Genomic DNA, 24811 nt, shown 5'->3' with positions numbered 1-24811 from the left:
GGAGTCCACCATGCCACCCGCCGCCCGTCAAACCGATATGCATACCTGCCCGATGGTCAATCCCGGCCCGGTCCCCGTGCCGCATGTGGGCGGACCGATTACCGGCCCCGGCGTGCCGGTGGTGCTGATCGGCGGCTTGCCAGCCGCCTGCGTGGGCGATATGTGCGTGTGCGTCGGGCCGCCGGACGCCATCGTCAAGGGTTCGTCGTCGGTGCTGATCGGCGGTCGCCCGGCGGCCCGCATGGGCGACACCACGGCGCACGGCGGCAGCATCGTACTCGGCCTGCCGACCGTCATGATAGGCGGCTGACGCATGCGCGGCCGCGATCCCTCCTTCCTTGGCGCCGGCTGGAGCTTCCCGCCAACCTTCAGCCGCAGCGCGGCCAGCGTGGTCATTTCCGCTGGCGACGCGAATATCCAGCAATCCCTGTGGGTGCTGCTCTCGACCAATATTGGCGAACGGCTGATGCTGGAGGCCTACGGCTCCGATCTGCATCAGCGCGTGTTTGACTCGCTCGACACTACCATGGCCAGCGAGATCAAGTCGACGCTGAGTTTGGCGATACTCAACTGGGAGCCGCGCGTCGAAGTGTTGCGGATCGAACTGTCCCAGGTCGATCCACTGCGTGGCCAGTTGGCGATCACGATTGATTATGTGGTGCGCCAGACCAATTCGCGCAGCAATCTGGTTTATCCCTTCTATCTGAACGAAGCCACCATATCGCCGGCATAGCCGGATAACGCTCCATGGATATCCGCCCCCTGCCCCTGAATAACGCGCTGAGCCAGCGCGACCGCCGGCTCAGCGCGCCCGCGCCGGATTCGGTGCAGGTGGATGGCCGCAGCCTGGCCAGCGTACTCGGATTCGCCGCTGAATACGGCGCGCTGTTGCGCTTTTACGATGTGCATGACCAGCCGGACGGCGACTGGGCCGGATTCTTCCAGCACGACGCCAGCATCGCGGCGGCGCTATGCGCCGCGCTGGACATCGGCGACATCGAATTCGAGCTGGACCTGCTGCTGGAGGCGCTGGCCGGTGCCGCCGACGGCGAACAGCGCCTGGCCCACTGGCGCACCTTGACGCGCGGCTTACTGCGCCTGTTGAGCATCGTCGACATCGACGCCGCGCTGGGCCTCTCGCCAGGCAGCGCGCTGCACCAGGCGCTACCCCAACTGCTGACGGCGCAGCGCATCCCGGCGCTGGCGGACGCCGCGCGGCCCTTGCTGGCGCATCTGGAATACGCGCCCGCCGAGCCACGCCTGTTGCGCGAGCAGACAGGCAGCCGCTGGATCAAGATGCTGCTGGCACTGCTGGAGGCCTTGCTGGCCGCATTGATCGTGGAGCTGGAGCGTGTCCAAAGCGATGCGCTTGCCAGCCTGGCGCCATCGCTGCAAAGTGGCGACCATGCACCGCAGTCCGGCCTGTGGGATGCATTTGCCCAGCTGTTCCGCCATGCGCAGCACAGTATCAATAGCTTCCCTGCGCGCTTGCAACGCTTCTACCATGAGGCCGTGTTACGCCAGACCGTGCGGCAGTGCGTGCCGGACCGGGTGGCACTGGCTTTCACGCCGGCCGATGGCCTGGCACAGACGACGCTGCCCAAGGGCGCCACCTTCCTCGCGGGAACTGATGCCGAGTCGGAACCCATCCTGTACGCGCTGGAAGCGGCGCTGACGGTGGACGCAGCCGTCATTAGCGGCATGCGCACGGTCACGCTGCTTGAGCAGCCGCTGGCGCTCGGGCTGCCGCTGGCGCCAGCCCAGGTCTACAGTGGCGAGGTGGCGCTGGCGGACAGCGCGCCGATGATCGCCACGCCATTTCCGCTGTTTGGCGCCTGCGCCGTGGGCGACGCGGGGGCATTGACCAGCTCGCTGGCCAGCCTGGGCTTCGCGCTGGCCAGCAACAGCTTGCTGATGGCGGGCGGCACGCGCACCGTCACTCTGACACTGACGGTCTCGGCCGACAGCTGGGCCGGGATCCTGCCCGACCTGACCATACTCGGTGCACGCGCGAACATGAGCCCGGAAACAGTGTTGGCGCGCATCCTGACGGTGGGCTTTATGCTGCGCTACACCACGCCCGACGGTTGGGCCGATGTGCCAACATACACAGTGCAGCCAGCCACGCCAGCCGACAGGAACTATCAGCTGCAATACATCTTGCCTATCGCCGCCAGCGCCTCGGCGCCGTTTGCGGATCAAGCAGCGGAATTCGGCGGCATGCCGGTGCTGCTGGCCACGCTGGTGCAGGAACGCCTGCCCTTGAGGGCGCCGGTCACGAGCCAGCTGACTGAAACATATGTCTTTCCCTACGCCATACTGTCGCGGCTGAGTCTGGAGAGCATCGGACTGCAGGTAGCAGTGGCCGGTCTGACAGAACTGCAACTGACCGGCCCAGGCGGTCCCCTGGACCCTGCCCAGCCATTCACTCTGTTCGGTTCGCCACCGGTAGCGGGCGCTGCATTGACTGTCGCGGCGCCGGAATTGTTTGCCAAACGTTTGACGACGTGCGAATTAACGATCAACTGGTTTGGCTTGCCGGCCACCAAAGACGGCTTCAAAGGCTACTACGAGAATTACATTATCAATGAGAATGGCGAAACTTGTAAGCCAGGCACGTTGTTTGATAACGCAGCATTCAAGGTCAACGTGACGGTGCTGAATCCTGGTGCATGGCAGGTGGAAAAAGAGCAGCAGCAGTTGTTCAGTCCTGATAAGGGAACGCCCTCGCAGAAAACCGTTCTGGATATGGGGCCGACACCGGAGCCCCTTCCCGTCATTTACGACCCCACATTGAGCGCGATGCAAGTGGTGCTGGCAACGCCATCTTATGCGTTCGGCGACGTATTGTATGCCCCCAACGTGATGGCCGCATCGCTCGCCCTGACTTCCGCTGCCGCCGTAGAGGCTTGCAAGAAAGCCGGCTGTGGCGAACAGCTGGAGTGTCCACCGTCACCCGCGCCAGCGCCTACGCCAGGCCCAACGCCGGCTACAACGCCGACACCAACACCAACGCCTGCGCCGCTGGCTTTCCCCAATCAGCCATGGCTGCCGCAGGCTCAGGGCCTCAGCGTCGATTACAGCGCCAGCGCCACGCCCGACAGCGTTGCGCCGTTGCACTGGTTCCACCTGCAAGCATTCGGAGAAATAACGCCGCAGCCATGGCCAACGGAGGGAGGCCAAGCACTGCTGCAGCCGCTGCCTGACACCGCCACACTGGACATCAGCCTTTCCGCACCAGCCAGCGCCATCAGCGTGCTGTTTGAACTAGTCCCCCCTGCGGGTGGCTGGCCCGGCAGTCTGCCCACGCCAAGTTGGCGCTACAGCACCAACGGCGTCAGCAACTGGCAGCCGCTGCAACTGGTGCGTGACGCCAGCAACGGCCTGCGCCAGACCGGTATCATCCGCTTTCTGGTCCCGCCCGATGCCGCGCCCCAATATCTGCGGGTCAGCCTCGGCAAAGGCGACCCCAGCCAATATCCGTTACTGTCCGCGCTCTGGATGAACGCCGCCTACGCCGTCTGGCAAGGTCCTGGCGGGGCCCGGCAACTGGGTACGCCTTTGCCGTCCGGCAGCATCAGCAGCGCCGACCCCGCACTTGATACGCTGGGTGACATCGTCCAGCCCGCCCCATCGGCCGGCGGACGCGCCGAAGCCACCGGCGCCGCTTTCGACCAGTGGATCGCCGAGCGGCTGCGCCACAAGGAGGTCGCCATCCAGGCATGGGACTATGCCAACCTGCTGCTCGACGCCTTTCCGTCACTGTGGCAAGTGGCTGTCATCCCCGCCAGCGGCAACGGCGCCATGCCACGCGCCGGACAAGTCTGGATCACCCCCGTGCCTGGACCGGACACCCCCGCTGTCGACGATGCCACCTGCCCGTCCAACAGCGGCCAGATGCTGGCCGCCATCAGCGATTTCCTGGCTGCCCGCAGCAGCCCGTTCATTGAACTGAGCGTCAGCAACCCGCCTTACACGCGGCTGCAGGTCGTCGCCGAGTTGCTGTTTGTCGCGGGTGAACATGAGGCCGACTGCATCAGCCGTCTCAACACCGAGTTGATCAGTTGGCTGTCCCCCTGGCCTGCCACGGACACCCGCTCAACACGCTACTACACGCGTCCAGAGATCGCCAATTTTATCCGCCAGCGGCCGTACGTTAAAGCCATCCTCAAGCTGGCCGTCACCGGCGCAGAAACGGGCCAGGTCGCCTACTACACATCGGCGCTGAAGCATGCCCTCAGCGGCCGTGTTGATACCTCGCAAGCCCTCGGACGCGGAGCGGCGACATGAGCAATACGCCAGTCACCATTCCGCGCTCCCCGCCCGACAGCCCAGGACTGGATTACAAGGCGCTGCTCACTGAAGGCATCGCACTGGTGCAAGTGCTATCGGGCGAGCGCTGGACCAACTACAACGACTCCGACTCCGGCGTCCTGATACTGCAGCAGCTATGCTACGCGCTCACCGAATTGTCCTACCGCGCCGGCTTCGACGTGGCAGATCTGCTGGGCGCGCCAGATAGCGGCATCGTCTCACTGCCGCGGCAAGGGCTATACGCGGCGCGGGATATCATGCCGGTCAGCCCTGTCACCATCAAGCAATTCCGCAAGCTGCTGCTGGACTGCGTGCCGGAAGCCGGCAATATCTGGCTGACTCCACTCAAACCAGCCGACTCCGGCGGCGTCAACGGCCTGTATCGCATCGACGTGCTGGCGCGGCAGGATGACTGCGTCTGCGATGCGCTGCCACAGGATGATCTGGCCACGCGCGTGCTGGACGCCTACACCGCGCATCGGGCACTGTGCGAGGACGTGCAGGACTGCAAGGTGCTGGCACCGGTGATCGCCAGCGTGCGCGCCGACGTGTATCTCGACCAGGGCGTGGACGCGGATTCGGTGATGGCGCAACTGCTGTTCGCCATCGGCATGGTGCTGTCACCGGAACCGTTGCGCACCGGGCTGGCCGCCCAGCTTGCCGCCGGCCGCAGCACGGCGGAGATCTTCGGCGGCCCCCTACTGCTGCGTGGCTTCATCGCCGATGACCAGCTGACGCCGCTACCTTCGAATGTGGCGGTGGGCAGCGTGGTGGAAGCAATGGCGAGCGTGGCAGGCGTGCTGGAGGTGGAGAACATGCTGCTGAGCGCCAACGGGCAGAAGTACGGTGCGGAGGACATCGTACCAGCCGGCGACGGGGCCATCCTGCATCTCGAATGGCGCGCACGCGCCGGCGAGGACGGCATCCGGCTCTTCCATGACGGCGTGGAATGCCGCCCCAATCCGGCGCGGGTGAGGCGCCTGCTGGACCGCGCCTGGGACGAGCAGCGCCGCAGCTACACGCTGGAAGAAGCATATCACGCGGCCTACGCGGCGCCTGTCGGCACGGGCCAGGACCTGTCGCGCTACAGCTCTGTACAGGAACAGTTTCCTGCGGTGTACGGCATCGGCAGCTATGGCCTGCCGTCAAGCGCCGACTCCTTGCGGCGCGCGCAGGCGCGTCAGCTCAAGGGCTATCTGATGTCTTATGACCAGTTGATGGCCGACTACTTCAGCCAGCTGGCTTTCGTCCGCGACCTGTTTTCGATCTCTGCAGGCGGGGACCGCACGTATGCCTGGCAATCACTGCGCGGCAGCGTGCCGGACGTGGCGCCGCTGTTGCATGACGATTATGAACACCAGATGCAATTGCTGATCGCTCGCCAGGACCCGGTCGAGGCAAGGCAAACCGCGATATTGGGCTTTCTGCTGTCGCTGTATGCCTCCGCGTTAGCCTTGCCGCCGGGCTCTGCCTGTGGACTGGTGGCGCAGGCCGGCCAGCGAACAGCGTTGATCACGGCCCAACGGGAGCTGCTGCGCGCGATGGTGCCCGCCACGCATGACCGGGGACGCGGCATCGACTACCGGGGGCGAGGGCCGCAGCAGGCTGGACTGGAAGTCCGTGCCCGTATCGAGCTGGACATGTTGAATTCAGGGAACGCCGTGCAACTGTGCCTGATCGAGTGGCTGCTGTTGCGTGACGCCCTGTTGCCTGTCGATGGCGAGGCTGAAGACCAGGCGCTACCGTCAGGCGCGCAATTCAGCTTTCGCGTTACCGCCGTGACGCAGCTCCCTGACGAGGAGGATGAGGACGAGGACGCCGATGAGGCCGCTCCAGCCGGCTGGCGCAGCCAGGTGTACGCCATCCTGAGGGCTAACACGCCGGCGCATGTGGTGGTCGATGTGCTGTACCTGCGCCCGCACCGGATGGCGCATTTTTACGCCTTGTATGAGGATTGGCTGCAAGCCCTGCGCTCGGGCCGCCCTGCGAAACGCCGCGCGGCCAGCCGCCGCCTGGCGACCTTCCTGCAGCCAGCGGTCGCCGCCGCGCATCGCGAACCGGTGGCGCGCCCGGTTGCACTGCTTCCGGCGCCTCAGCCGGCCGCCAACGCTGCGGCCTACCTGACAGCCGAGCCCGCCAACGACGAGGTGCCGGTATTGACACAGATTGCACACCCGCCACCGCCCGCACCGGTAGCGCAAGTTCCGGCCAAGTCCGCGCCAGCGCCAACACCACCCGGCGGCTTGCGCCTGCTCGGCGGCGAGCTGCAGGCGGTGCAAACTGGCGCCATCGGCGCTTGCGTCGCCGCTCGCCTTGACGCTGCGCAGGCCAGGGCGCTGGCGGCGCTCGGCCTGCAATTCATCCTGCGCGATCTCACGCTGGGCGCGCCTGGCGGCGACTTCAGCTTCGACGAAGCCAATGCTATTCTTGGCACCGGACTGGCGATTATGGCGATGCAGCACACCCCTGCAACAGGCTGCCTACTGACCGCCGAACAAGGCCGGCGCGACGGCAAACGCGCCGCCGCGCTGACACGGCTGGCCGGTCTGGCGCCTGGTGTCAGCATCTGGCTGCGTCCCGCCGACCTGGCCGATAGCGCCCTGCCCGCCTACGGCAATGCCTGGCGCGAAGCCGTCATCCAGTCCGGCTACGCCGCCGGTCTGCACCTGGCCGACGTCCCGCTGCCTGCAAGCGGCCACCCGCTCGACGGCCTGGCGTTCGACGGCTACGCCAGCTACGCCGACGCCACCTCAAACGACGCGCAGCAGCAACTGCACCAGCTCCGCTACCGCCGCTGCGCCGTCAGCGCGGGTTCCGGGCAGGTCGTTTGCTGGCAAGCGCCTGACCAGGCAGACGTGGCGGCACCCGCCATCGCCAATCGACTCTGGTGAACAGCATGCCCCTTCACGTCCACCACATCGGCAAAATCAGCCTGAACATCGACACCGGCAGCCTGCCGGCCGCGCTGCGGCTACGCGGCCGTGCCGAGGAAATGGCATGGCAACGCCTGCCCGCCCTGATCGAAACCGTGTTCGATGCGCTGGCGCCGGCCGGCGTGCAAATCCGCATCGCCCGCCTCGATCTAGAACTGGACGACATCGCGGCCGAGCGGCTGGAGCTGGACCTGCCCGCCGCGCTCGAACACGCCCTGCGCAGCGCCCTCGCGGACGCCATCGAAGCCGCCACCCACCACCCTAGCGATGCAGCCCGCGCCTTGTCGCTGCCGGCCGCCATGCTGGAAGAGTTCGACCTGTACCTGCGCAATGGCGCACTACCGTTCCGCAGCGCCGAGCAGGTCTACGACGCCGCCGCCATGCTGACCCGCCTGATCGAACTGCAGCCGGCCGCACTGGCTGCGCTGCTGCGCCGCCGCGCCGGCGAGCGCCACGCGATAGAGCGGCTGGTGCTGCAGGCCGGTGAAGCGCATCTGAGCGCGCTGCTGCATGTGCTCAGTCCCGCCGACGCGGCGGTGATCCTGGCCTACCTGACGGACTTCCGCCGCTGCCACACTGACGCAGCGGCGGTGCGGCTGAGCGAGCCGGAGCTCGGGCACTCCTTGTGGATCGTCACCTTGAAATACCTGCTGCACGAAGCCGGCACCCAGTTCAACCGGCGCCGCTACCTGGCCGCGCTGTTGGCCGGCGTGGCTGCCGCAGAGGGACTCAGCTACGCCACCCTGCTGGCGCTGATGCAAACGGTGGCCAGCCGCACGCGCGGCCATCAGCCGCTGGCCGGCTCACTGCTCAGCACGCTGGATGAACTGCTGGACGAACTGGGCGGCGTGGTACCACAGCACCTCCCCGCAGCGGCCGCCGGCAGTGCAGCAGACGAGCTGCTGACCCAACTGCGCAGCGCCGCTGCCCATCCCGTCGCGATGGACTTGCTGGTACAGCCGATGACCGCGCCGGTATTCGGCGGCATCATCGGACAGCTGCAGCCTCAGCACGGCGGCGTGATTCTCGCCTATCTGGACGATCTGACACTGCTGCATCAGCAACAGCCAGCGCTGAGCCTCAGCGTGGGCCGCTTCGAGCATCAGGTCAGGCTGATCGCGCTACGCTACCTGTTACGGGAAGCGGGCTCTCAATTCAACCGCATCAGCTGGCTGCGGCGCTTGCTGCAAGGCTTGGCTGTACGCGCCGGCATCAGTTATAAAAAGCTGCTGGACACCTTCCATCAAGCGCTGCGGCGGCTGCGCGCGCGCCAGCCGCTGTCGAGTTCGCTACCCGAAGGACTGGCCGTGCTGGCCGCTGAACTGCACACCGACGATGCCGCCACCGGCCATCCCGCCGCCATGCTGGCTGATTTGCAAGGCTTGGGCAGCGATCACCGCGCGCTGAACGCCAGGCTGGAGGCTTGCTCGGCCAGCCAATTCAACGCCATGCTGGCGCACAGCGTGCCCGCCCACGCAGATATAGTAGCCACCGACCTGGAGCAGTTGTCGCGCCTGATCGCCGGATGGCGCCAGGCCCCCAGCGCCATTCATCAGTTGGCGCTAAGGCCGCTGGCCCTGCGCGCCGTGCTGGACAGCGCTGGCGAGCCATTCGAACGGCGCGCATGGTTGCGTCGCTTGCTGCAGGCGCTGGCTGACCAGGCTGGCCTCCCGGCCAGCAGTCTGCCGGCCGCGATTGCCGCCGAGGCGCAGCGGCCCGGTGCGGTCGACACTGCACTGAGTGAGGCCCTGGATGGCTTGTTTGCCGCGCCCTCAGCCACGCCGCCTGCGCCGCAGTCAGCGCCGCTGCTGCATGCCGAAGCAGCGATTGCGCTGGCTGAACAATATCTGCGCAGCGGCCAGCCAGAGCAAGGCGGCGCGCAACTGAGCATGCTGGCAGCGGCCAACCCGCGCGGCTTCTCCGCCCTGCTGCGCCGCTTGCTGGCGGCGGCGTCCGGCAATACGCAGGCGCTGACCGAACGCTTGCTGAACTGGATGCTGCCGGAAGAAATCGTCGCCAGCCTGTTACCCGGACAGCAAGGCCAGGCGGCACTGTGGGCCCAGGTACTGGCGGCGCAACCCGGCGCCAGCACTGGCTCGGCCTGGCGCCAGGTGCTGGATGCCGCCTGGCGCGGTACGCCGCTCGCGGGTCCCGGATCGCATGCGTGGCCAGGCGCCCGCCTGGACCGTGCCGCCATGCTGCGCCACTGGCTGGATCACGGCGTGCTGCCCTGGTGGGCTGATTCCAGCCTGCATATCGACGGCTTGCTGGCCGATCTTGACAGTTATACCGAGGTCGCCTTGCACCAGTTGCTCGATGACGCGCATGCAGAGCGCCTGAGCAGACGGTTGCGCCGGCTGAGCCCGCACCTGCGGCCAGAAACAGCCGATGCGCTGATGCTGGCCCTGGCGCCGCCGTCCGTTCCTGTCGCGCTGCCGGCCCATCCACCGGCCGATCCCGACAGCCCGGCCGCGACACCGGCCGCCGCCGCATCTGACAGTGCAAACCCGGCGCGCACGGCGCAAGATCCGGCGCTGCTGCTGGCCTGGCTGGCCGGCAACGACACAGATCCATTGGCTGCACCAGCCCGGCGTCAACTGGCGCAACTGCTGGCCGCTGGCGGCAACGCGCTGCAAACAGCGCTGCGCACCGGCCTGGCCTATCCGTCGGCGCGGCAGCGCTGGCTGGACCAGCTGCCGGAAGAATTGCTGGCCCGCATACTGCATCGCCTGGCGCCGGCGCTGGCCGACTTTATCCTCGACCTGAAGCAGGTGCTGGCGGCGGCGTGGCGACGCAGCGGCATAGCGCCCCCGCACAGCCAGCTCTCGCACCTGCTCTGGCAAACGATCTGGGCGCTGCTGGCCGATCCCGCCGAGGCCAGCCAGCGCCAGGTCGCTGCCGCGCTGCTGCAACAATTACCGGCCACGCCCGACCACGCCAAGCGCATCCTGCTGCAAGCACGGCGTCTTGCCAGCCAGGGCGGCTATATTCATCTGACCGCGGTGCTGCGCCCGCCTGGCGCGTCGGCCCTGCAGCCCATCCGCCCGCCCGCTGCGCGTCAGACGGCAGCAGCGCAAGATGGCGACATCCTGTACATCGGTGGCGCCGGCGTGGTGCTGATGCATGTCTTCCTGCCCATGCTGTTCAACAAGCTCGGACTGCTGAGCAAGGACGGCGATGGCCGCCTGGGCATCCACGGTAGCGCCGACGCAAGCCGCGCCGTCCACCTGCTGCAATACCTGGTGGATGGACGCTGCGACGCCGCCGAGCCCGAACTGGCGCTGAGCAAGCTGTTATGCGGTCTGCCGCCGGACACACCGGTCGCCGCCGCGATCGAGCCGACCGACGCCGAGTGCCACACCTGCGAGGAACTGCTGGGCGCCGTTATCGGCAACTGGCCCAGTATCGGCAACACCTCGATCGCCGGCTTGCGCGAGACTTTCCTGCAACGTAACGGCCGGCTGCAATGCCGAGACGGCAAATGGACGCTGACCGTGCCGCGCAAGACCGTCGATGTATTGCTCGACCAGATCAATTGGGGCTACGCCGTGATCCTCCACCCATGGATGGAAAAGGAGCTGAGCGTCGAATGGTAAATCTTCGTCTGCATGCCAATCCGGCGCCGGCAGCCGGAATCGCTACCGAGCTGGAAAGCGAGCTGCAATGGCTGCGCGCCGTGATCGACTGGCGTTTCGCGCTGCATTTCGCGCAGCAGCCTGTACCTTGCGACATGCCCGCCGCGCCTGCGCCAGGGCCGTGGCTGGTGCTGTTTCCGCAACTGGCGTTGAGCGCCAGCGAACGGCTGGTGCTGATTCTTGCCCTGGCGCCGCAGCTGGCGCCTGAACTGCTCGACCCCTTGCTGTTGCAAAACCAGGCCACCGGCCGCCGCTTCAGCGAATTTGGCGGACTCAACAGCCAGTCGCATAGCGGCTTCCTGCCGACCATCGAGACCGCGATCTTTCTGCTGGCCGGCGCCGACGTCGCAGCGCGCCTGCAAGCGCTGGAACTATTGGGCCGCCAGCAGCCATTGCGCGCGGCCCGCCTGCTGGCGATCGACAGCAGCGCTGCGGGCGAGCCGCGCAGCGCCGCCGCGCTGCGTCTGTCCGAGGAGTGCCTGGCGATACTGCTGGCGAGTGGCGATGGCGAGGCCATGCAAGACTTCGCGGCGGAACGCATCGACACGCCGCTGGTTTGGGATGACTTGGTACTCGACCCGGTAACCCGCAGCCAGATCGACATGATCGGCGCCTGGATGCGCCATAGCCGCACGCTGATGCAAGACTGGGGCCTGGCGCGCCGCCTCAAGCCAGGCTACCGCTGTCTGTTCCACGGCCCGCCCGGTACCGGCAAGACACTGACCGCCAGCCTGTTGGGCAAGCATCATGGCATGCCGGTGTACCGGGTCGACCTGTCGCGCGTGATTTCCAAATGGATAGGCGAAACCGAAAAAAATCTGGCCCTGCTGTTCGACCGCGCCCAGGACCGCGACTGGATACTGTACTTCGACGAAGCCGAAGCGCTGTTCGGCCGGCGCACCGAAGCCAGCACCGCCAACGACCGCTCGGCCAACCAGCAGGTGGCCTACCTGCTGCAGCGCATGGAGGACTTTCCCGGCACCATTATCCTGTCCACCAACCAGCGCGGCCATATGGACGAGGCGTTCGCCCGCCGCTTCCAGTCGACCATCCTGTTCCCCATGCCGGACGAGGAGGCACGCCTGACACTATGGGAAAAGCTGTTCCGCACCGGCCGGATTGCGCTGGCTGACAATATCGACTTCGCGCCGCTGGCCTCGCAATACCCGCTGGCGGGCGGGGCCATCATCAATGTGTTGCGCTACGCCTGCCTGCGCGCGGTGATGCGCAGCCCGGCCGTCGTGCAACTGGCCGACATCATGGCCGGCGTCAAACTGGAATTGCAAAAAGAAGGCCAATACACCAGCCGCTAGGCGGCAATCCCCTACTACAGGAGCCGAACGATGCAAGTTACACACACCACCCCGCCGCGGCAGTTCCGGCAAGTTGTCCTGGGCGTGCGGCCCGAAGTCACACAGTAGCTGCCTTAACTTCCCCTCAAGGAGGCATCATGATTACCTTTCCACGCTTGATATATCAGTTCCGCAAGATGGTTTGCGCCCTGGCACTGCTGGCGGCATGGGCGCCCGCAGGCGCCGCGATGACACTGGCCACCGCGTTGGCGAATCCGCACTGCCAGGTCAAGGTGGCGGCGGTGGAGGTGCTGCGGATCGCGGCCGACACGCCCTGCAGCAAGGTGAGCGTCGCCCCTGCCGACGGCGCCGCCAGCAGCGCCGCAGCGCCGCTGAAACCGGTGGTGATCGATACCGGTGGCCAATTGCAATTGCTGGATCCGGGCACCGGCAACAGTACTACGCTTTATGCCAGCTCCTTCCTGATAAAGAATGGCGGCAGCATGCAAGCCGGCACGCCGACCAAGGGCATCCAAAACCACATCACCATTATCATGGCCGGCAATGCCTCTGTATCGCCATCCCCGTCGGCCGACCCAACGGCCAACGTGCGCGACATTACGGTCATGGATGGCGGCGTCCTGGCACTGTACGGCGCCAAAGGCTTGTCCGCGCTTCCCGACCAGCACGCCAACAATCCGGCGCAAACGCCGGCCTTCATCAATGCGGTCAGCGGCACGCGCAGCTGGGCTTACCTGGCGGTTCCGGCCGGCCCGTCCGCCACATACAATGATGCGGCCAACGTCAGCGCCCCTGTGCCAACTGGGAAGGACAATCTGCTCACCCTGTCCACGCAGGTCGATTGGCAGCCAGGTGACTGGATTGCCGTGGCCACCACCAGTTTTTCCTCGCATCAGACGGAGATTGTTCAAGTCTGCAAGGTGCAGACGGCGCAGAATCCGGATCCGCAGGCGTCCAAGTTGGGTTTACCGGCACAGGTCAGCCAGGTGACACTGAGTAACGGCGCGAATTGCACGGACCTCAACAACACGCCGTTGAAGCATTATCACTTCGGCGGCCTGACACCGACGCCGGGCAGCTATCCGGCGGGCACCCAGAAAGTCGTGGCCGCCGGCGGCCAGGCCATTGATGTCAGCCTCCAGGCCAGGAGCTTTTACGACGGCCCGGAACGTAACTACGGCATTGACGAACGGGCCGCAGTAGCCCTGCTGTCGCGTAACATTACCCTGACGTCAGTGGCGGGCCAGGCCGGGGACGCCCTGCCATACACTGGCGGGCATCTGGTAGCGATGCTGAGCGGCACGGGCAAACCGGCGCCCACATTGCAACTGGTCGGCGTCGAGATCGCGAAGTTTGGCCAAGGCGTGGTCGGCCGCTATCCGGTTCACCTCCACCACCTCGGGAAAGCGCCGGCGAACGCGGTGCTGGTGCAGGATGTCAGCGTACACCACAGCTACAACAAATGCTTCGTGCTGCATCACACCGGCAACACTGATCTGTTTAACAATTCCTGCGTGCGTACTGTTGGTCAGGGTGTCTACCTGGAGGACGGCGCCGGCATCACCGGCAATCAGCTGATGCGCAACCTGGTGGCCGGCGCCATGGCGGCGCGCGCAACGTACAGCTATCCACGTTCGCCGGGCAGCCTGTATTGGGATGGCGACTACATGCAGGCTTCGCACAGCGCAGCCAACTGGTACACCATCCAGAACATTCCGGACACCTCCGCCACGCTAAGCCAGAACAAGAATCCGATCGACGCAAACTTCCCCGGCGGGTTCTGGATCACCAACCTGGCCAATACCTTTGTCAACAACACCGTCGCTGGCTGCCAGGCGCAGGGACGCGGCTATTGGCTGCTGGCGCAGGGCGGTGCCGAGGTGCGCTCCGCCTATCCGGAGTTCACCGGCAACCGCGCACATGCCTGTTTCAACGGCATCGACAACGACGATCAGTCCGGCAATACGCAGGATGCGCAGCCGACGCTGAACGGGCCGAGCGCCTATGCCGCCGTGTTGCTGCTGAACGATAACACGGTGACCCGCTCGCGCCAGGCCGGGCTATGGATGCGCAGTAATTATGTCACCGTGCACAACAGCCGCTTTGCCGCCAACCTGCATGGCGTGTCGCTGCTGGTCGGCGGCGGCCCGGAGGGCACCTTCCCCGGTTTCTGGGGCCTGGTGCACCAGAGCGTGTTTGCCGGCATGACGCGCAACAATGTGGAGCGCTATCCAGCCTGTGCCAACGCCGCCAATAACTGGATGCAGGAATGCACCGATGTCGCCTTGCTCAACAACGCCTGGGGGATTTTCCCGAATCCGAAATTCAACTCGGTCGGCTACAGCTACTATGACGGTCCGGCGCGCATCGAGCACAACCGCTTTATCAACTTCCGCGCCGATCCCACCAGCCTGTATCCTTCCGATCCTGCGGCACGGCTGTTGACCGTAACGGATATCGGCAACATCGCCACCTACGGCGTGCTTGGCCAGCTGGAGGGGCCGCCTGCCATCGACGGCAAGACCACCAGCATGTTCAACGGCTATGTCGGCGACGCCGCCACCGCGTGGCAGCAGTCGAATGCGCAGTCGGTGCCGCCGACGCAATACATCCGCAACAGCATCTGGGAAAATACCGACTTCAAGCACCAGGTGTACACCGACGACGTCAATCTAGGCGCGCTCAACGACGGCGACAAGACCACCGTGATATTAGACAAGGACAGCCAGCTGTCCGGCCTGCGCATCGTCGACCGCGCCGGCAACCCGGCGCCTGGCCTGGCGCCGGTGTCGCTGAACAATCTGGCGTACTACGCCACCTCATTGACGGTCGACGAGCCGCACGCACGCGGCCCCAATAACTTCCGCGCCAGTGCGCTGATGAGCCCGCACAAGTATGCGACGCTGAATGTCGAGTCGGTCATCAACCCGGTCGCCAACTTCCGCCTCAGGATACAGCGCGACATGCAGGCGGCAGACCAGCCAGGCTATCCCAGCCTGCTGCTGTACGGGCGCGGTGGCCAGCCTATTTTTGAGCCATTCGTCATGGACCGCATGGGGTACACGCTGCTTGGCGCGACCGGTTTCGAGCACTCCTCGCCGCAGTTGCAGCCGGCAGCATTCATGCCAACCCTGCTGCTCAGCTACACCGACTCGCCAGTACGCAAGGCCGGCGAATTCTTTATCAACCGGATTGCCATCTACCAGCCGACGCCCACGCCAGCGCAGATCAGCGTCAGCCGTATCCGCCGCCAGTGGGGTGGGCAACAATATGGCGCGAGTCCTTTCCCGCCAGCGTATAACGCTCCCGGCGGCGCGGCCACCAGTTGCGACAATGTGTTCAATCAGAACCAGGGCGCTGCCGCCGCCAAATGGCAGGACTGCCTGAACCGCGCAGCCAATGCCGCGCCCTACAATGCCGCCCCCTACACCGAACTTGGCTACCCCTACGGCAAGGTATTGAGCAAGGCCAGCGGCAAGACGCCGGCCGAACAGTGGGCCAACTTCCAAGGTCCCTACCTGGCGCTGATGAAGTTGAGCAAGCCGACCAAGGCCGACATCCAGGCGTTCATCGACAAGCAAAGCTGGTATTACGACACACAGCACCAGACTTTGTACTTCTACATGCTCGAAGACCAGCCGGTGCAGCATCTGGCGTCGCCGTACGGCACTTGCGGCGGCGGGGCCAGCCAGTATGCGGCGCAACTGGCGCGCACCCAGCAATTGAAGCCGTTTAGCGACCCGGCCACCGTTAAAGCCGCGCTGGACGCCTCCTGCCTGGTCGCAAAAGACGAGCCCGGAGCGACCGACCTGTTTATCTGCGGTAGCATCGGCTGTGCCGCTTATCTGGTGGACTTTGGCGTTGCCGCGCCGCTGCCCTCGCCTGCCGCATGCGGCAGCTGTGCGCCGGCCTATCCGGTCATGCAGGCGGAATTTGAGCGTGACAATCAGTATCATTTCGTCTACGGCACGCCGTCGATGCAGCCGAACGGCCTGCCCGTGGCGGGCAATCCAGCCATCGGCAACAGTGCGCCGCCGCCAGACGGCAGTGCGCTGTCGGCAATCAAATCGCCGAAGGCCGGCCTGCCTCCGCCTGCCGGCAACCGGATCACCTATAGCTTCCAGCCCATGAATGCCGGAGTGGTGCCGGTAACGCAGGACTTCCCTTATCAGTGCCTGCTGACACCGCCATGGTCGCCGGCGAATATCCGCGGGGGCTACCCGCCCGCCAGCGGATTTACCTATCCCTTGCATCCGACTGTGTGCGAAAAGACCAGCCGCTGAGCGTTTAAGGAAATCCCTATGTCCGACTATGCGCATCATCAGCGCGCCCCTAGCAACACTGCTGCAAAGCATCCGCAGGCTGGCAGCGGCAGCAAGGCTGGCTCGCCCGCATTGCAGCGTTATGCGCTCCAGGCCAATAGTTCACCCCAGGCGCTACAGCTGCGGCAGCAAGCACAGATGGCGCAGGCGCATAGTCGGAACGGCCTGCCTCATCAGCTCAAGGCCAATCTTGAAGCGCTATCCGGCTTCGACATGTCCGACGTGCGTGTGCACCGCAACTCGGCAAAGCCAGCTCAGCTTCACGCTCACGCCTACGCCCAGGGCAGCGATATTCATCTTGCTCCCGGCCAGGAAAAACACTTGGCGCACGAGGCCTGGCATGTGGTGCAACAAAAACAAGGGAGAGTGAAACCGACTGTGCAGATGAAGACTGAGCTTGCCATCAATGATGATGCAGGCCTTGAACGCGAAGCCGATCTGATGGGCGATCTCGCCAGCCACGAGCAAGCTCCGGGCAAGCATGCGCCAATCCAGCAGTCCGTACCCAGCAATTTAATGCAGCTGAAATGGATTAGCGATGGTCGCAGCGGCGTGTTGCTCTGGGACCGGCAGCTGGACGGGCTACGCTGGTTTTATCGACCCGATACCGGGATGTTGTATTACGAGATCGAGGATAACACCAACTTGGCGGAACCAGTGCGTGCCGAGGAAGGCATAGCGCACAGTCGCGCCGAATGGCTGAATCTCGGCTTGGGCTTCGAGTCTGGCGACTGGTCAGCCAGCGACACGGAGATTGTGCCCTTCGTCCCCTCGCCAGATGAAAATATAAAACTCGGCAATTCGAAGCGGGAAATGACGCGTCGTTCGCTGGAGCTACAAGCGGGAAAATTCATCAATTCAACCAGCAGCGGAGCGACCACTGAGACCTACGAGGAATTTGTACGCATATCGACGCCGATCATCGAACAAGCGCTGGTCGAGCTGCAATCTCCCGAAAAGATTCCTGAAAAAGTCGTTACGCGATTGGTTGAGAGCTTCATCTTGTTAAGCGATGAAAATATGAAAACGGCCGAAGGCGTCACCAGTCGTTTCAACACTCCCGTTGACGGCGAGAAGAGGTCGGAACAACAACTGTCGCGTGCAAAGAGCGAAGCTCTGATCACAACATTCAAACAAGACGCACTGCTGTATATAAATAATGTGGCAACGGATAAGCTTCGGACATTGCTGGGCCTGGTCTTAAAGAGACACGGTCCAGAGAACCAATTTGATGCGCTGACAGCCGCCAACAATTTATTAAAACGTTTTGTGGGCAATACCAAGATCACCAAATTGAACATGGTGATAGAGCTGCACAATATGCTCGCCGCGAGGCTGCGCGCGCTTGATTTCCGCACAATCTCACCTATCACCGTCACTACCTCAGCACCCAATGTTAAAACGTTTATACGACAAGCACCGGTATTGACGCTGAACTCAACCATCATGGAGCTGGAACGCAGCTATGATGTGCTGTCACGCCGCACGGGAGCGGTGACAGATACCGGCATCATCCACGTCCACGAAGTTGACCTGGCGTTTGTGCGGATATTTAAAGGAATCACCGAGGCCTACGCCAACCCTGCAAGCGAGATGGGGGACGAGCTTACATTCGGCGGTGGCGGCGGAGTCGGTGAAAAAGTGTTTGCGGCCGACTACCTGGGCTCAACAAATTTCCGTTCAGATACAAAAAAACGCGAGGAGCGATTTTATGGTCTGATTTTCCCGAAAGGATACATTGAGACTTTCGGCATGGACATTCGCGATAAATCCAAATACGGCGCTGTGGGGAAAACCGGTTCCGTCCGCGAACCGAACGAATTGGAGTTCTCCAGGCATTTGATGCCGAAGATGAATGGCGATCCAGAAGTTGCCATTGACGTGAGCAAGCTGTTCTTTCTCCGAGCCGAGACATCAACCCCGAAGGGTCAAGTCGATATTCACTTTGGCTGGCGGGATATGCGGATCAACGATCAGCCTATGCACCATCCCGACTTCTTCAGACAATACGTGCTGGGCGTAATTGAATTTAGCAAGAAGGGTCGTATTATCCGGTATCAGCCATTATGAGAGGCACATGATGAATATCGATGAGATTGCACGACAAATACTGTCGCCGGATGATGAGTTCAACCGCACTGCGGCGTTGCGGGAGCTGGTCGGGGAGCTGAAAGCGCAGGAGCAATTCAAGCTGCCGGCAGAGCTGGCCACATTTTTGATGCGCTACGAAACCCGCGACACGGTGCAGGCAGCATTAATCGGACTAGCTTTATTCAGCACCGGCGCTGGCGCACAGTTAGCTGCCTATGCGCGCATGTTTCCTGTTCTGGGTAATCATATGGAGGCCGGATTAGCCAGCGAAGTACGTGAGGCGATGGCCGGACACGACATCAGGCAACTGTACGACAACGTCACCGACCTGGCGCTCAACGCCGATCCCCAGAGTGCTGAGTACCACTATGGTTTCCTTGTTTTATCCAGCATGGCTCCAGATCAGTTGAGCTAGCGACCTCAAGCACTGCCAGGTCCGGTCTTGAGCAAGCTAAGGCTTTTCTGCAATCCGTGTTCTCTTCAGCCGCTCTGCAAAATCCCGCAGAAACGCTACCCGCCAGCGGCTGATGGTTTTCGCACCGGGCTCCTGGCCTTCCATCAAATCCGTCGCCGGATTATCGGTCCACCAGTTTGGATATTTGCCGGATGGGCGTGCGGTCTGTGCGGGTGTCGGGAGCCGCGACGTGAAGCCGCCTGTCTGTCCATCCAAGCCCGGATGGTTGCTGCTGATCCGATATGACCAGGTCTTGCTTTCCTTGGGCGAAAACAGGAAATGCCAGCTACCGTCTTTCTCCAGCGTGCCTTTGAATTCCTGCTTATCCACGATTAGCGCTGCATGAGGCTGGGCTGGTGCCTGGCCGGCCGGCCGATAAATCAACTCCATGACCGCAAATGTCTCGACCTCATCCTTTGCCGAGGGCGGCTCGCTGAACGTGATGCGCGGACGATCCCACGCACGCACAAACTGTCCGCCCCAGCCGCCGTGGGCCGGGTCTTCCGGATGCGCACCAAGCACATACGCCAGCGACGGCGTATCGCCCATCTTGACCTTGGGCGCAATCGCCGCGAAATAATCGCCCAGCGCGCCGACGCCTTTCACATGCTGCGCGACAAAACGCTCGTTACCAAGATCGCCATCCTGACGTCCGCCGGTGAACCAGCCGCGATACGTGGAATTATTTTCGATGATCCACAAGTCCGGATGCGCGCGCGCGATGTAGTCATAGGCGGCGGTCGACCATTTCTTGTTCGGACCGCCAATCATATACACGCGCAGCCTGGATGTGATCTCCGGTGCATCATGCAATGCCTGCGCCAGGTCCTCGAAGCCGCCCCACAGCAATACCCACAGCGGACGCGTATCATCCCGGCGCGCACTGGTAACAATCCAGTTGGAGCCTTCAGTCGGCTTGCCCCAGCCAGGCGGAACCGCCTGATCCAGACCGCCCTGCTTGGAAATGCCGCGCAAATGCTCCGGCGTCGGATAGCGCTCCGACCAGGTACGCAGCTTCGGGTAATCTTTGGCATATTCGTCGATGATCTTCAGCAGATGCTGTTTGCGATCCCTGCCCTCGCCCCATGGCGACGCGATCATGCCTTCCAGGTCGATGCTGTCGCTGTACACCAGCAGGTGGACCAGCGATTGAAAGTCGTCAAAGTCAGTCCCGCCGATATCGGTGGAGACGATCACGCGTGGCAGCGCCGCACTTTTTTTCCAGCGTGCATAGGCGGTCAACACTTTCTGGCCACTGGTGACATACCAGGCGTAGCCATTCCGCCGCTCTGGCGACAGCTCCGATACATCATCATGCAGGGTGCGGTCGCGGTCGCCGAATACCGGCTTGCCGGTTTCCAGGCTGACGTAGCGTGCCCACAGCAAGGGCGCGCCGGCCTGGGCGACCAGCACATGGCCTTGCTGCGTATCGCGCCATGCCTGATCACGCAACGCTGTCGCTTGCAGCCAGGCGACGCCGCTATCAATCGCGGCCGTGATCCGAGGCGTGGGCGCCTCAACCTGCATCAGGAACATCAGCAAGCCGCTGCTTTCGGCGCTGGACAGCGCATCCGGCTCAAAATTGCGCGCCCCGGCCGGTTGCAGCGAAACCGGACTGTATTGCTGCGCCCACGCCGTCAGGCGTCCGTCGATGCGCACCTGCGACGCCAGAATGCAGTCGATCGCGCGCTGTTCGGCCTGGCCGGCTTTGTGCCGCAGTTGCTCCGGCACAAACGCGAATTCCTCCTTGCCCTTGGCGACTGCCGACAACAGCTTGACGATGTCCACCATGGCGTCATCGTTATAGGTGATGGCGTCGTGATAACCACCCTGGAGCGGATAGACCTGCGGCCAGCCGCCGTTCGGATACTGCGCATCAAATATATACTGCAAGCCACGCAGGAAACTGGCCTGATAAGCGGTATTCGGCGCCGCGTGCGCCACGCGGGCAAGGAAACGCATTTCGGTGGTGGTCGCGTCGTTGTCGAAGGTGCCGACCCAGCCCCAAGGGACATCGTCCGGCGCGGCCTTGGCATGGCTGGCCACATAAGGCTGGCCAGGCTGACGCAAGGCGCCATCGCGCGGCGTGTTCTTGCTCCATCCGCCAGCCGGTGTCTGGAAGCTGACGATCACGTCGGCAACATGGCGCGCCTCGGCCGAGGCATACCACGCGGCCGGACGGTTCAGCGGCATGGTTTTGATGCCGGCGGAAGATTCCAGTGCCACCGGCGTAGCGCCCTCTTTCTTTTCCGCCCTGAGCGCGGCCTTGTCGGCCGCCATCAATGCGCGGGAGCGTGACAGATACGCTTGCCACTCCGGCCGCCCCTCCACTTGAGGGTCTGTCAGCGGCGCCGCCGGCACGGTACGGCCAATCACGGCAGCTTGCGCTGGCAGTGCGCAGGCAGCCAAAGTCAGCGTCGTCACAATCAAGATGTCTCTAATCATTATGTTTTTTCCTCGATTGATGGGATAAGTCATCAGATGTATGATGACATAATTTATATGCAACGCTGCTTTGAGGGAACGAAAAACGATGAGGAATTTCTTCTTTGGCATATTTCTGTTGTGCGCACTCCATAGCACCAGCTGGGCGCAGCAGCGCGTACCCAAATACGGCATATACGAAATCACCCTGCCCGGCCCGACGGCAGGCAATCCGGATGCCAGTCTGGAACTCAGCGCAACTTTCAGGCAGGGCGACAACAGCTACCGGCCGGAAGGATTCTATGATGGCGACGGGGTCTACAAAATCCGCTTCATGCCGGACCGGGAAGGCGAATGGACCTACACCACGCATAGCAACTATGCTGAACTGAATAACAAAACCGGCGCCCTGCTCTGCGTCGAGAGCAAAAATCGCGGCCCTGTCCGCGTCGCCAACACCTACCATTTCGCTTACGCCGACGGCAGCCGGTTTTATCCATTCGGCACCACCATTTATGAATGGGCGTTCCAGCCCGAGTCGCGCAAGCTGCAAACGCTGGCGACACTGAAAGGCACGGCCTTCAACAAGGCGCGCATGCTCGCGGTGCCGCCGTACAAGCCGTACTACGTGCAGGGACCAGACAAGCTGACGCAATTCCCCTTCGTCGGCACCGCCAAGGAGAATTTCGATTTCTCCCGCTTCAATCCCGCCTATTTCCGCAGCCTGGAGCGGGATGTGCAAAGACTGAGCGACCTGGGCATACAGGTCGACCTGATCCTGTTCCGCCCTTACGACAAAGGACAATGGGGGTTCGATACCACCAACGATGACACCAATCGCCGCTTCGTCAAGTACATGGTGGCGCGCTTCGCGGCGTTCCAGAACATCTGGTGGAGCCTGGCCAACGAGAACAGCTATATCAAGCACCTGAGCGACGAAGACTTCGACCACTATTTCCAGCTGGTGCAGAAATACGATCCCTACAATCATCTGCGCTCGATCCACAACGCCGACCGGCTGTATGACTACAACAAGCCGTGGGTCACCCACGTCAGCCTTCAGTATTACAACGCGGTGAAGGTGTTTGGTGTGTCGCCCTTGCTGCGCGATATCTATAAGAAGCCCATCGTCCACGACGAGATCAATTACGAAGGCAATTCCGCCAGCCGCTGGGGCCAGCTCAGTGGCGAGGAACTGACGCGCCGCTTCTGGATCGCGCTGACCGGCGGCGCCTACGCCACCCACGGTGAAATTATCGACAACGGCTGGATCGGCGGAGGCGGCAAGCTGGACGGCAGCAGTCCGCAACGCATCGCCTTTCTGCGCAAGATCGTTGAATCCGGTCCCGCCGAGGGACTGACCCCGATCGACCAAGCCTTCGTGATGAATGCCGCAGGCAAGGCTGGCGATTACTACCTGTATTACTTGGGCGAGGACCAGCCCAAGCAATGGGCGTTCGTGCTGCCACAGCGTGAACTCCGCAAAGGCATGCGCTTCCAGGTGGACGTGATTGATACCTGGAATATGACGATTTCGCGGGTTCCAGAGACGTTTGAGCTGACTGATCCCACCCGCTACACAGTGACCGACAAAGATAAACGCGTCGTCAAATTGCCCGGCAAGCCGTTTATGGCGCTGCGCATCCAGCGTATCGGCGCGCCGGTCGCACCGCTTCAAGAGAAGAAAAGCACTGAAATCGTAGAAGAGGAGCTATAGCTTCTTTGCGCCTTGCACCTCAGTATATAATAATGAGAATTATTCACATCTCAGAGGTGCAGACGAATGACGGGCTCCGAGTCCATTGCGCAGCCGCAGTTGCATACCCTGTACGCCGACCATCATGGTTGGCTGCAAGCCTGGCTGCGCAGGAAGCTGGGATGTTCCTTCACCGCCGAGGACCTCACCCAGGATACCTTTCTGCGCCTGCTGGTCCGTCCCCGCGAGCTGGATGGACGGCAGCCTCCGCGCGCTTACCTGACCACCATCGCCAAAGGCCTGGTGGTCGATCACTGGCGGCGCGAGGAAATCGAACGCGCCTGGGTGGCGGCCTTGATGGATCTCCCGGAGGCATTCCAGCCTTCGGCCGAACACCAGGCCATCATGATTGAAACCCTGATGGAAGTCGACCGCATCCTGGCCAGTCTGGCGGACAAGCCGCGCACGGCCTTCCTGCTGGCGCACCTGCACGACCTCACCTATGCCGAAATCGGCGAACGGCTCCAGGTATCCGAGCGCATGGTGAAAAAATACATGGCGCAGGCCATGCTGCACTGCCTGGCAGCTGGCGCTGCTTTCAACGCGGCGATGGGCTGAGCATGACATCGATGGACCATCGCCACGACGCGATTCCCTTCGCCACGCTTGAACAGGCCGCCGAGTGGTTTGCGGTTTTCCGCTCCGGCAAGGTGGAAGAGGACGAGCGCCAGCGCTGGCAAGCCTGGCTGGCCAGTGATGCCAGCCATCGCAGCGCGTGGGCGCGAGTGGAGGCGATCAGCCAGGGCGTGTCCTTCGCCAAAGAGGCACCCGAAGCGGCCGGTTCCGCACTGCACGCCGCCAGCCAGCTGCGCAAACGGCGTAAATTCATCAAGACGCTGGTGTTGACGGCGGTGACGGCGGGCCTTGGCTGGCAAGTGGCACGACAGGAGGAAGTCCAGGCGACGCTGGCCGGTCTGGGCGCATCGCACCGCACCGGCGTCGGCGAAAGCCGCAAGGTGGTGCTGGCCGATGGCACCCAGCTCTGGCTCAATACCGATACCGTGCTGGATCAGCGCTACGATGACAGCCAACGGCTGCTGGTGCTGCATAAGGGCGAAATCCTGGTCGAAACCCATCCGGATACGCAGCAGCCGCCCCGCCCTTTCATCGTGCGCAGCCGCCACGGCGCGATGCGTGCGCTGGGTACGCGCTTTGAAGTGCGGCAGTTCGACGGGCATACCCAGCTAGGTGTGAGCCAGGGGCGCGTAGAGATCACTCCGGCCGACGTGCCTTTCGCACCGCGCATCATCAATGCCGGGCAGGAAACACAGTTCTCGCGCAGCCAGATCGCGGCAGCGGCTACGCTGCCGGCCACGCGCCAGGCATGGACGCAAGGAATGCTGATTGCCCAAGATTTGCCGCTGGAGCAGTTTCTGGCCGAGTTGTCGCGCTATCGGCATGGCTACCTGGCGTGCGATCCGGCAATTGCCAGTCTGCGGGTGGTGGGCGGCTTCCCGCTGCGCGATACGGATCAGGCGCTGGCAATGCTGGAAGCGGCGCTGCCGGTGCAAGTGCGCTCGGTGTTGCCGTGGTGGGTCAGCGTCAAGCCAGGAAAATAACTCAACAAAC

General features: G+C 63.3%; 13 protein-coding genes. 12 read left to right on the top strand and 1 reads right to left on the bottom strand.

Features of this window, described 5'->3' with window-relative positions; all coding sequences use genetic code 11:
* The first annotated feature begins 10 nt into the window (after window positions 1-10).
* The 9 genes from KW842_RS02935 to KW842_RS02895 all read left to right on the top strand — a co-directional run bounded on the left by KW842_RS02935 (window position 11) and on the right by KW842_RS02895 (window position 19023).
* The gene (locus KW842_RS02935; RefSeq protein WP_218302576.1) at window positions 11-310 is read left to right on the top strand and encodes a PAAR domain-containing protein; all 300 of its coding nucleotides are present in this window, start codon (window positions 11-13) and stop codon (window positions 308-310) included.
* A gap of 3 nt (window positions 311-313) precedes the next feature.
* Complete coding sequence (locus tag KW842_RS02930) at window positions 314-733, top strand: GPW/gp25 family protein (RefSeq protein ID WP_218302575.1); 420 nt, start codon at window positions 314-316, stop codon at window positions 731-733.
* Window positions 734-747: 14 nt separating this feature from the next.
* Entirely contained in the window at window positions 748-4290 is a 3543-nt protein-coding gene (locus KW842_RS02925) for a hypothetical protein (protein ID WP_218302574.1), read from the top strand.
* Window positions 4287-7205, top strand: coding sequence for a glycoside hydrolase domain-containing protein (locus tag KW842_RS02920; protein ID WP_218302573.1), 2919 nt, complete (start codon window positions 4287-4289; stop codon window positions 7203-7205). Before KW842_RS02925 ends, KW842_RS02920 begins: the two co-directional genes overlap by 4 nt.
* Window positions 7206-7210: 5 nt before the next feature.
* Complete coding sequence (locus KW842_RS02915; RefSeq protein WP_218302572.1) at window positions 7211-10843, top strand: contractile injection system tape measure protein; 3633 nt, start codon at window positions 7211-7213, stop codon at window positions 10841-10843.
* Complete coding sequence (locus tag KW842_RS02910) at window positions 10837-12195, top strand: ATP-binding protein (protein WP_218302571.1); 1359 nt, start codon at window positions 10837-10839, stop codon at window positions 12193-12195. The genes KW842_RS02915 and KW842_RS02910 overlap by 7 nt, the downstream gene beginning before the upstream one ends.
* A 137-nt stretch (window positions 12196-12332) precedes the next feature.
* Window positions 12333-16478: a G8 domain-containing protein gene (locus KW842_RS02905; protein ID WP_218302570.1), complete on the top strand. Its 4146-nt coding sequence runs from the start codon at window positions 12333-12335 to the stop codon at window positions 16476-16478.
* Window positions 16479-16496: 18 nt separating this feature from the next.
* Window positions 16497-18587, top strand: coding sequence for a DUF4157 domain-containing protein (locus KW842_RS02900; protein ID WP_218302569.1), 2091 nt, complete (start codon window positions 16497-16499; stop codon window positions 18585-18587).
* Window positions 18588-18594: 7 nt separating this feature from the next.
* Window positions 18595-19023, top strand: coding sequence for a hypothetical protein (locus tag KW842_RS02895; RefSeq protein ID WP_218302568.1), 429 nt, complete (start codon window positions 18595-18597; stop codon window positions 19021-19023).
* A gap of 36 nt (window positions 19024-19059) precedes the next feature.
* Here KW842_RS02895 and pelA read toward each other — a convergent pair whose 3' ends face one another.
* Window positions 19060-21507, bottom strand: a complete 2448-nt coding sequence (pelA, locus tag KW842_RS27395; protein ID WP_229223450.1) for a pectate lyase — start codon at window positions 21505-21507, stop codon at window positions 19060-19062.
* Window positions 21508-21625: 118 nt separating this feature from the next.
* Here pelA and KW842_RS02885 point away from each other — a divergent pair, with 118 nt between their 5' ends.
* From KW842_RS02885 to KW842_RS02875, 3 genes are all read left to right on the top strand, one after another.
* The gene (locus tag KW842_RS02885) at window positions 21626-23203 is read left to right on the top strand and encodes a DUF5605 domain-containing protein (RefSeq protein WP_218302567.1); all 1578 of its coding nucleotides are present in this window, start codon (window positions 21626-21628) and stop codon (window positions 23201-23203) included.
* A gap of 66 nt (window positions 23204-23269) precedes the next feature.
* Window positions 23270-23800 carry a sigma-70 family RNA polymerase sigma factor gene (locus KW842_RS02880; RefSeq protein WP_218302566.1) on the top strand — a complete coding sequence of 177 codons (531 nt, stop codon included), beginning with the start codon at window positions 23270-23272 and terminating at the stop codon, window positions 23798-23800.
* An 11-nt stretch (window positions 23801-23811) separates the two neighbouring features.
* Window positions 23812-24801, top strand: a complete 990-nt coding sequence (locus KW842_RS02875; protein WP_218302565.1) for a FecR domain-containing protein — start codon at window positions 23812-23814, stop codon at window positions 24799-24801.
* Window positions 24802-24811: the final 10 nt, after the last annotated feature.

Origin of the sequence: Duganella sp. sic0402 (assembly GCF_019219065.1) — a bacterium.
In the GTDB taxonomy this organism is placed as follows: Bacteria; Pseudomonadota; Gammaproteobacteria; order Burkholderiales; family Burkholderiaceae_D; genus Rugamonas.
The sequence above is the reverse complement of the archived record's forward strand: the minus strand, read 5'-3'. Positions and strand labels throughout refer to the sequence as shown.

What these genes read in the sequence shown, in the direction of transcription:
- KW842_RS02910 (WP_218302571.1), top strand. Translation starts at nt 10,837, where the DNA reads ATGGTAAATCTTCGTCTGCATGCCAATCCGGCGCCGGCAGCCGGAATC.
- KW842_RS02915 (WP_218302572.1), top strand. Translation starts at nt 7,211, where the DNA reads ATGCCCCTTCACGTCCACCACATCGGCAAAATCAGCCTGAACATCGAC.
- KW842_RS02905 (WP_218302570.1), top strand. Translation starts at nt 12,333, where the DNA reads ATGATTACCTTTCCACGCTTGATATATCAGTTCCGCAAGATGGTTTGC.
- KW842_RS02900 (WP_218302569.1), top strand. Translation starts at nt 16,497, where the DNA reads ATGTCCGACTATGCGCATCATCAGCGCGCCCCTAGCAACACTGCTGCA.
- pelA (WP_229223450.1), bottom strand. Translation starts at nt 21,507, where the DNA reads ATGATTAGAGACATCTTGATTGTGACGACGCTGACTTTGGCTGCCTGC.
- KW842_RS02880 (WP_218302566.1), top strand. Translation starts at nt 23,270, where the DNA reads ATGACGGGCTCCGAGTCCATTGCGCAGCCGCAGTTGCATACCCTGTAC.
- KW842_RS02930 (WP_218302575.1), top strand. Translation starts at nt 314, where the DNA reads ATGCGCGGCCGCGATCCCTCCTTCCTTGGCGCCGGCTGGAGCTTCCCG.
- KW842_RS02920 (WP_218302573.1), top strand. Translation starts at nt 4,287, where the DNA reads ATGAGCAATACGCCAGTCACCATTCCGCGCTCCCCGCCCGACAGCCCA.
- KW842_RS02925 (WP_218302574.1), top strand. Translation starts at nt 748, where the DNA reads ATGGATATCCGCCCCCTGCCCCTGAATAACGCGCTGAGCCAGCGCGAC.
- KW842_RS02895 (WP_218302568.1), top strand. Translation starts at nt 18,595, where the DNA reads ATGATGAATATCGATGAGATTGCACGACAAATACTGTCGCCGGATGAT.
- KW842_RS02935 (WP_218302576.1), top strand. Translation starts at nt 11, where the DNA reads ATGCCACCCGCCGCCCGTCAAACCGATATGCATACCTGCCCGATGGTC.
- KW842_RS02875 (WP_218302565.1), top strand. Translation starts at nt 23,812, where the DNA reads ATGGACCATCGCCACGACGCGATTCCCTTCGCCACGCTTGAACAGGCC.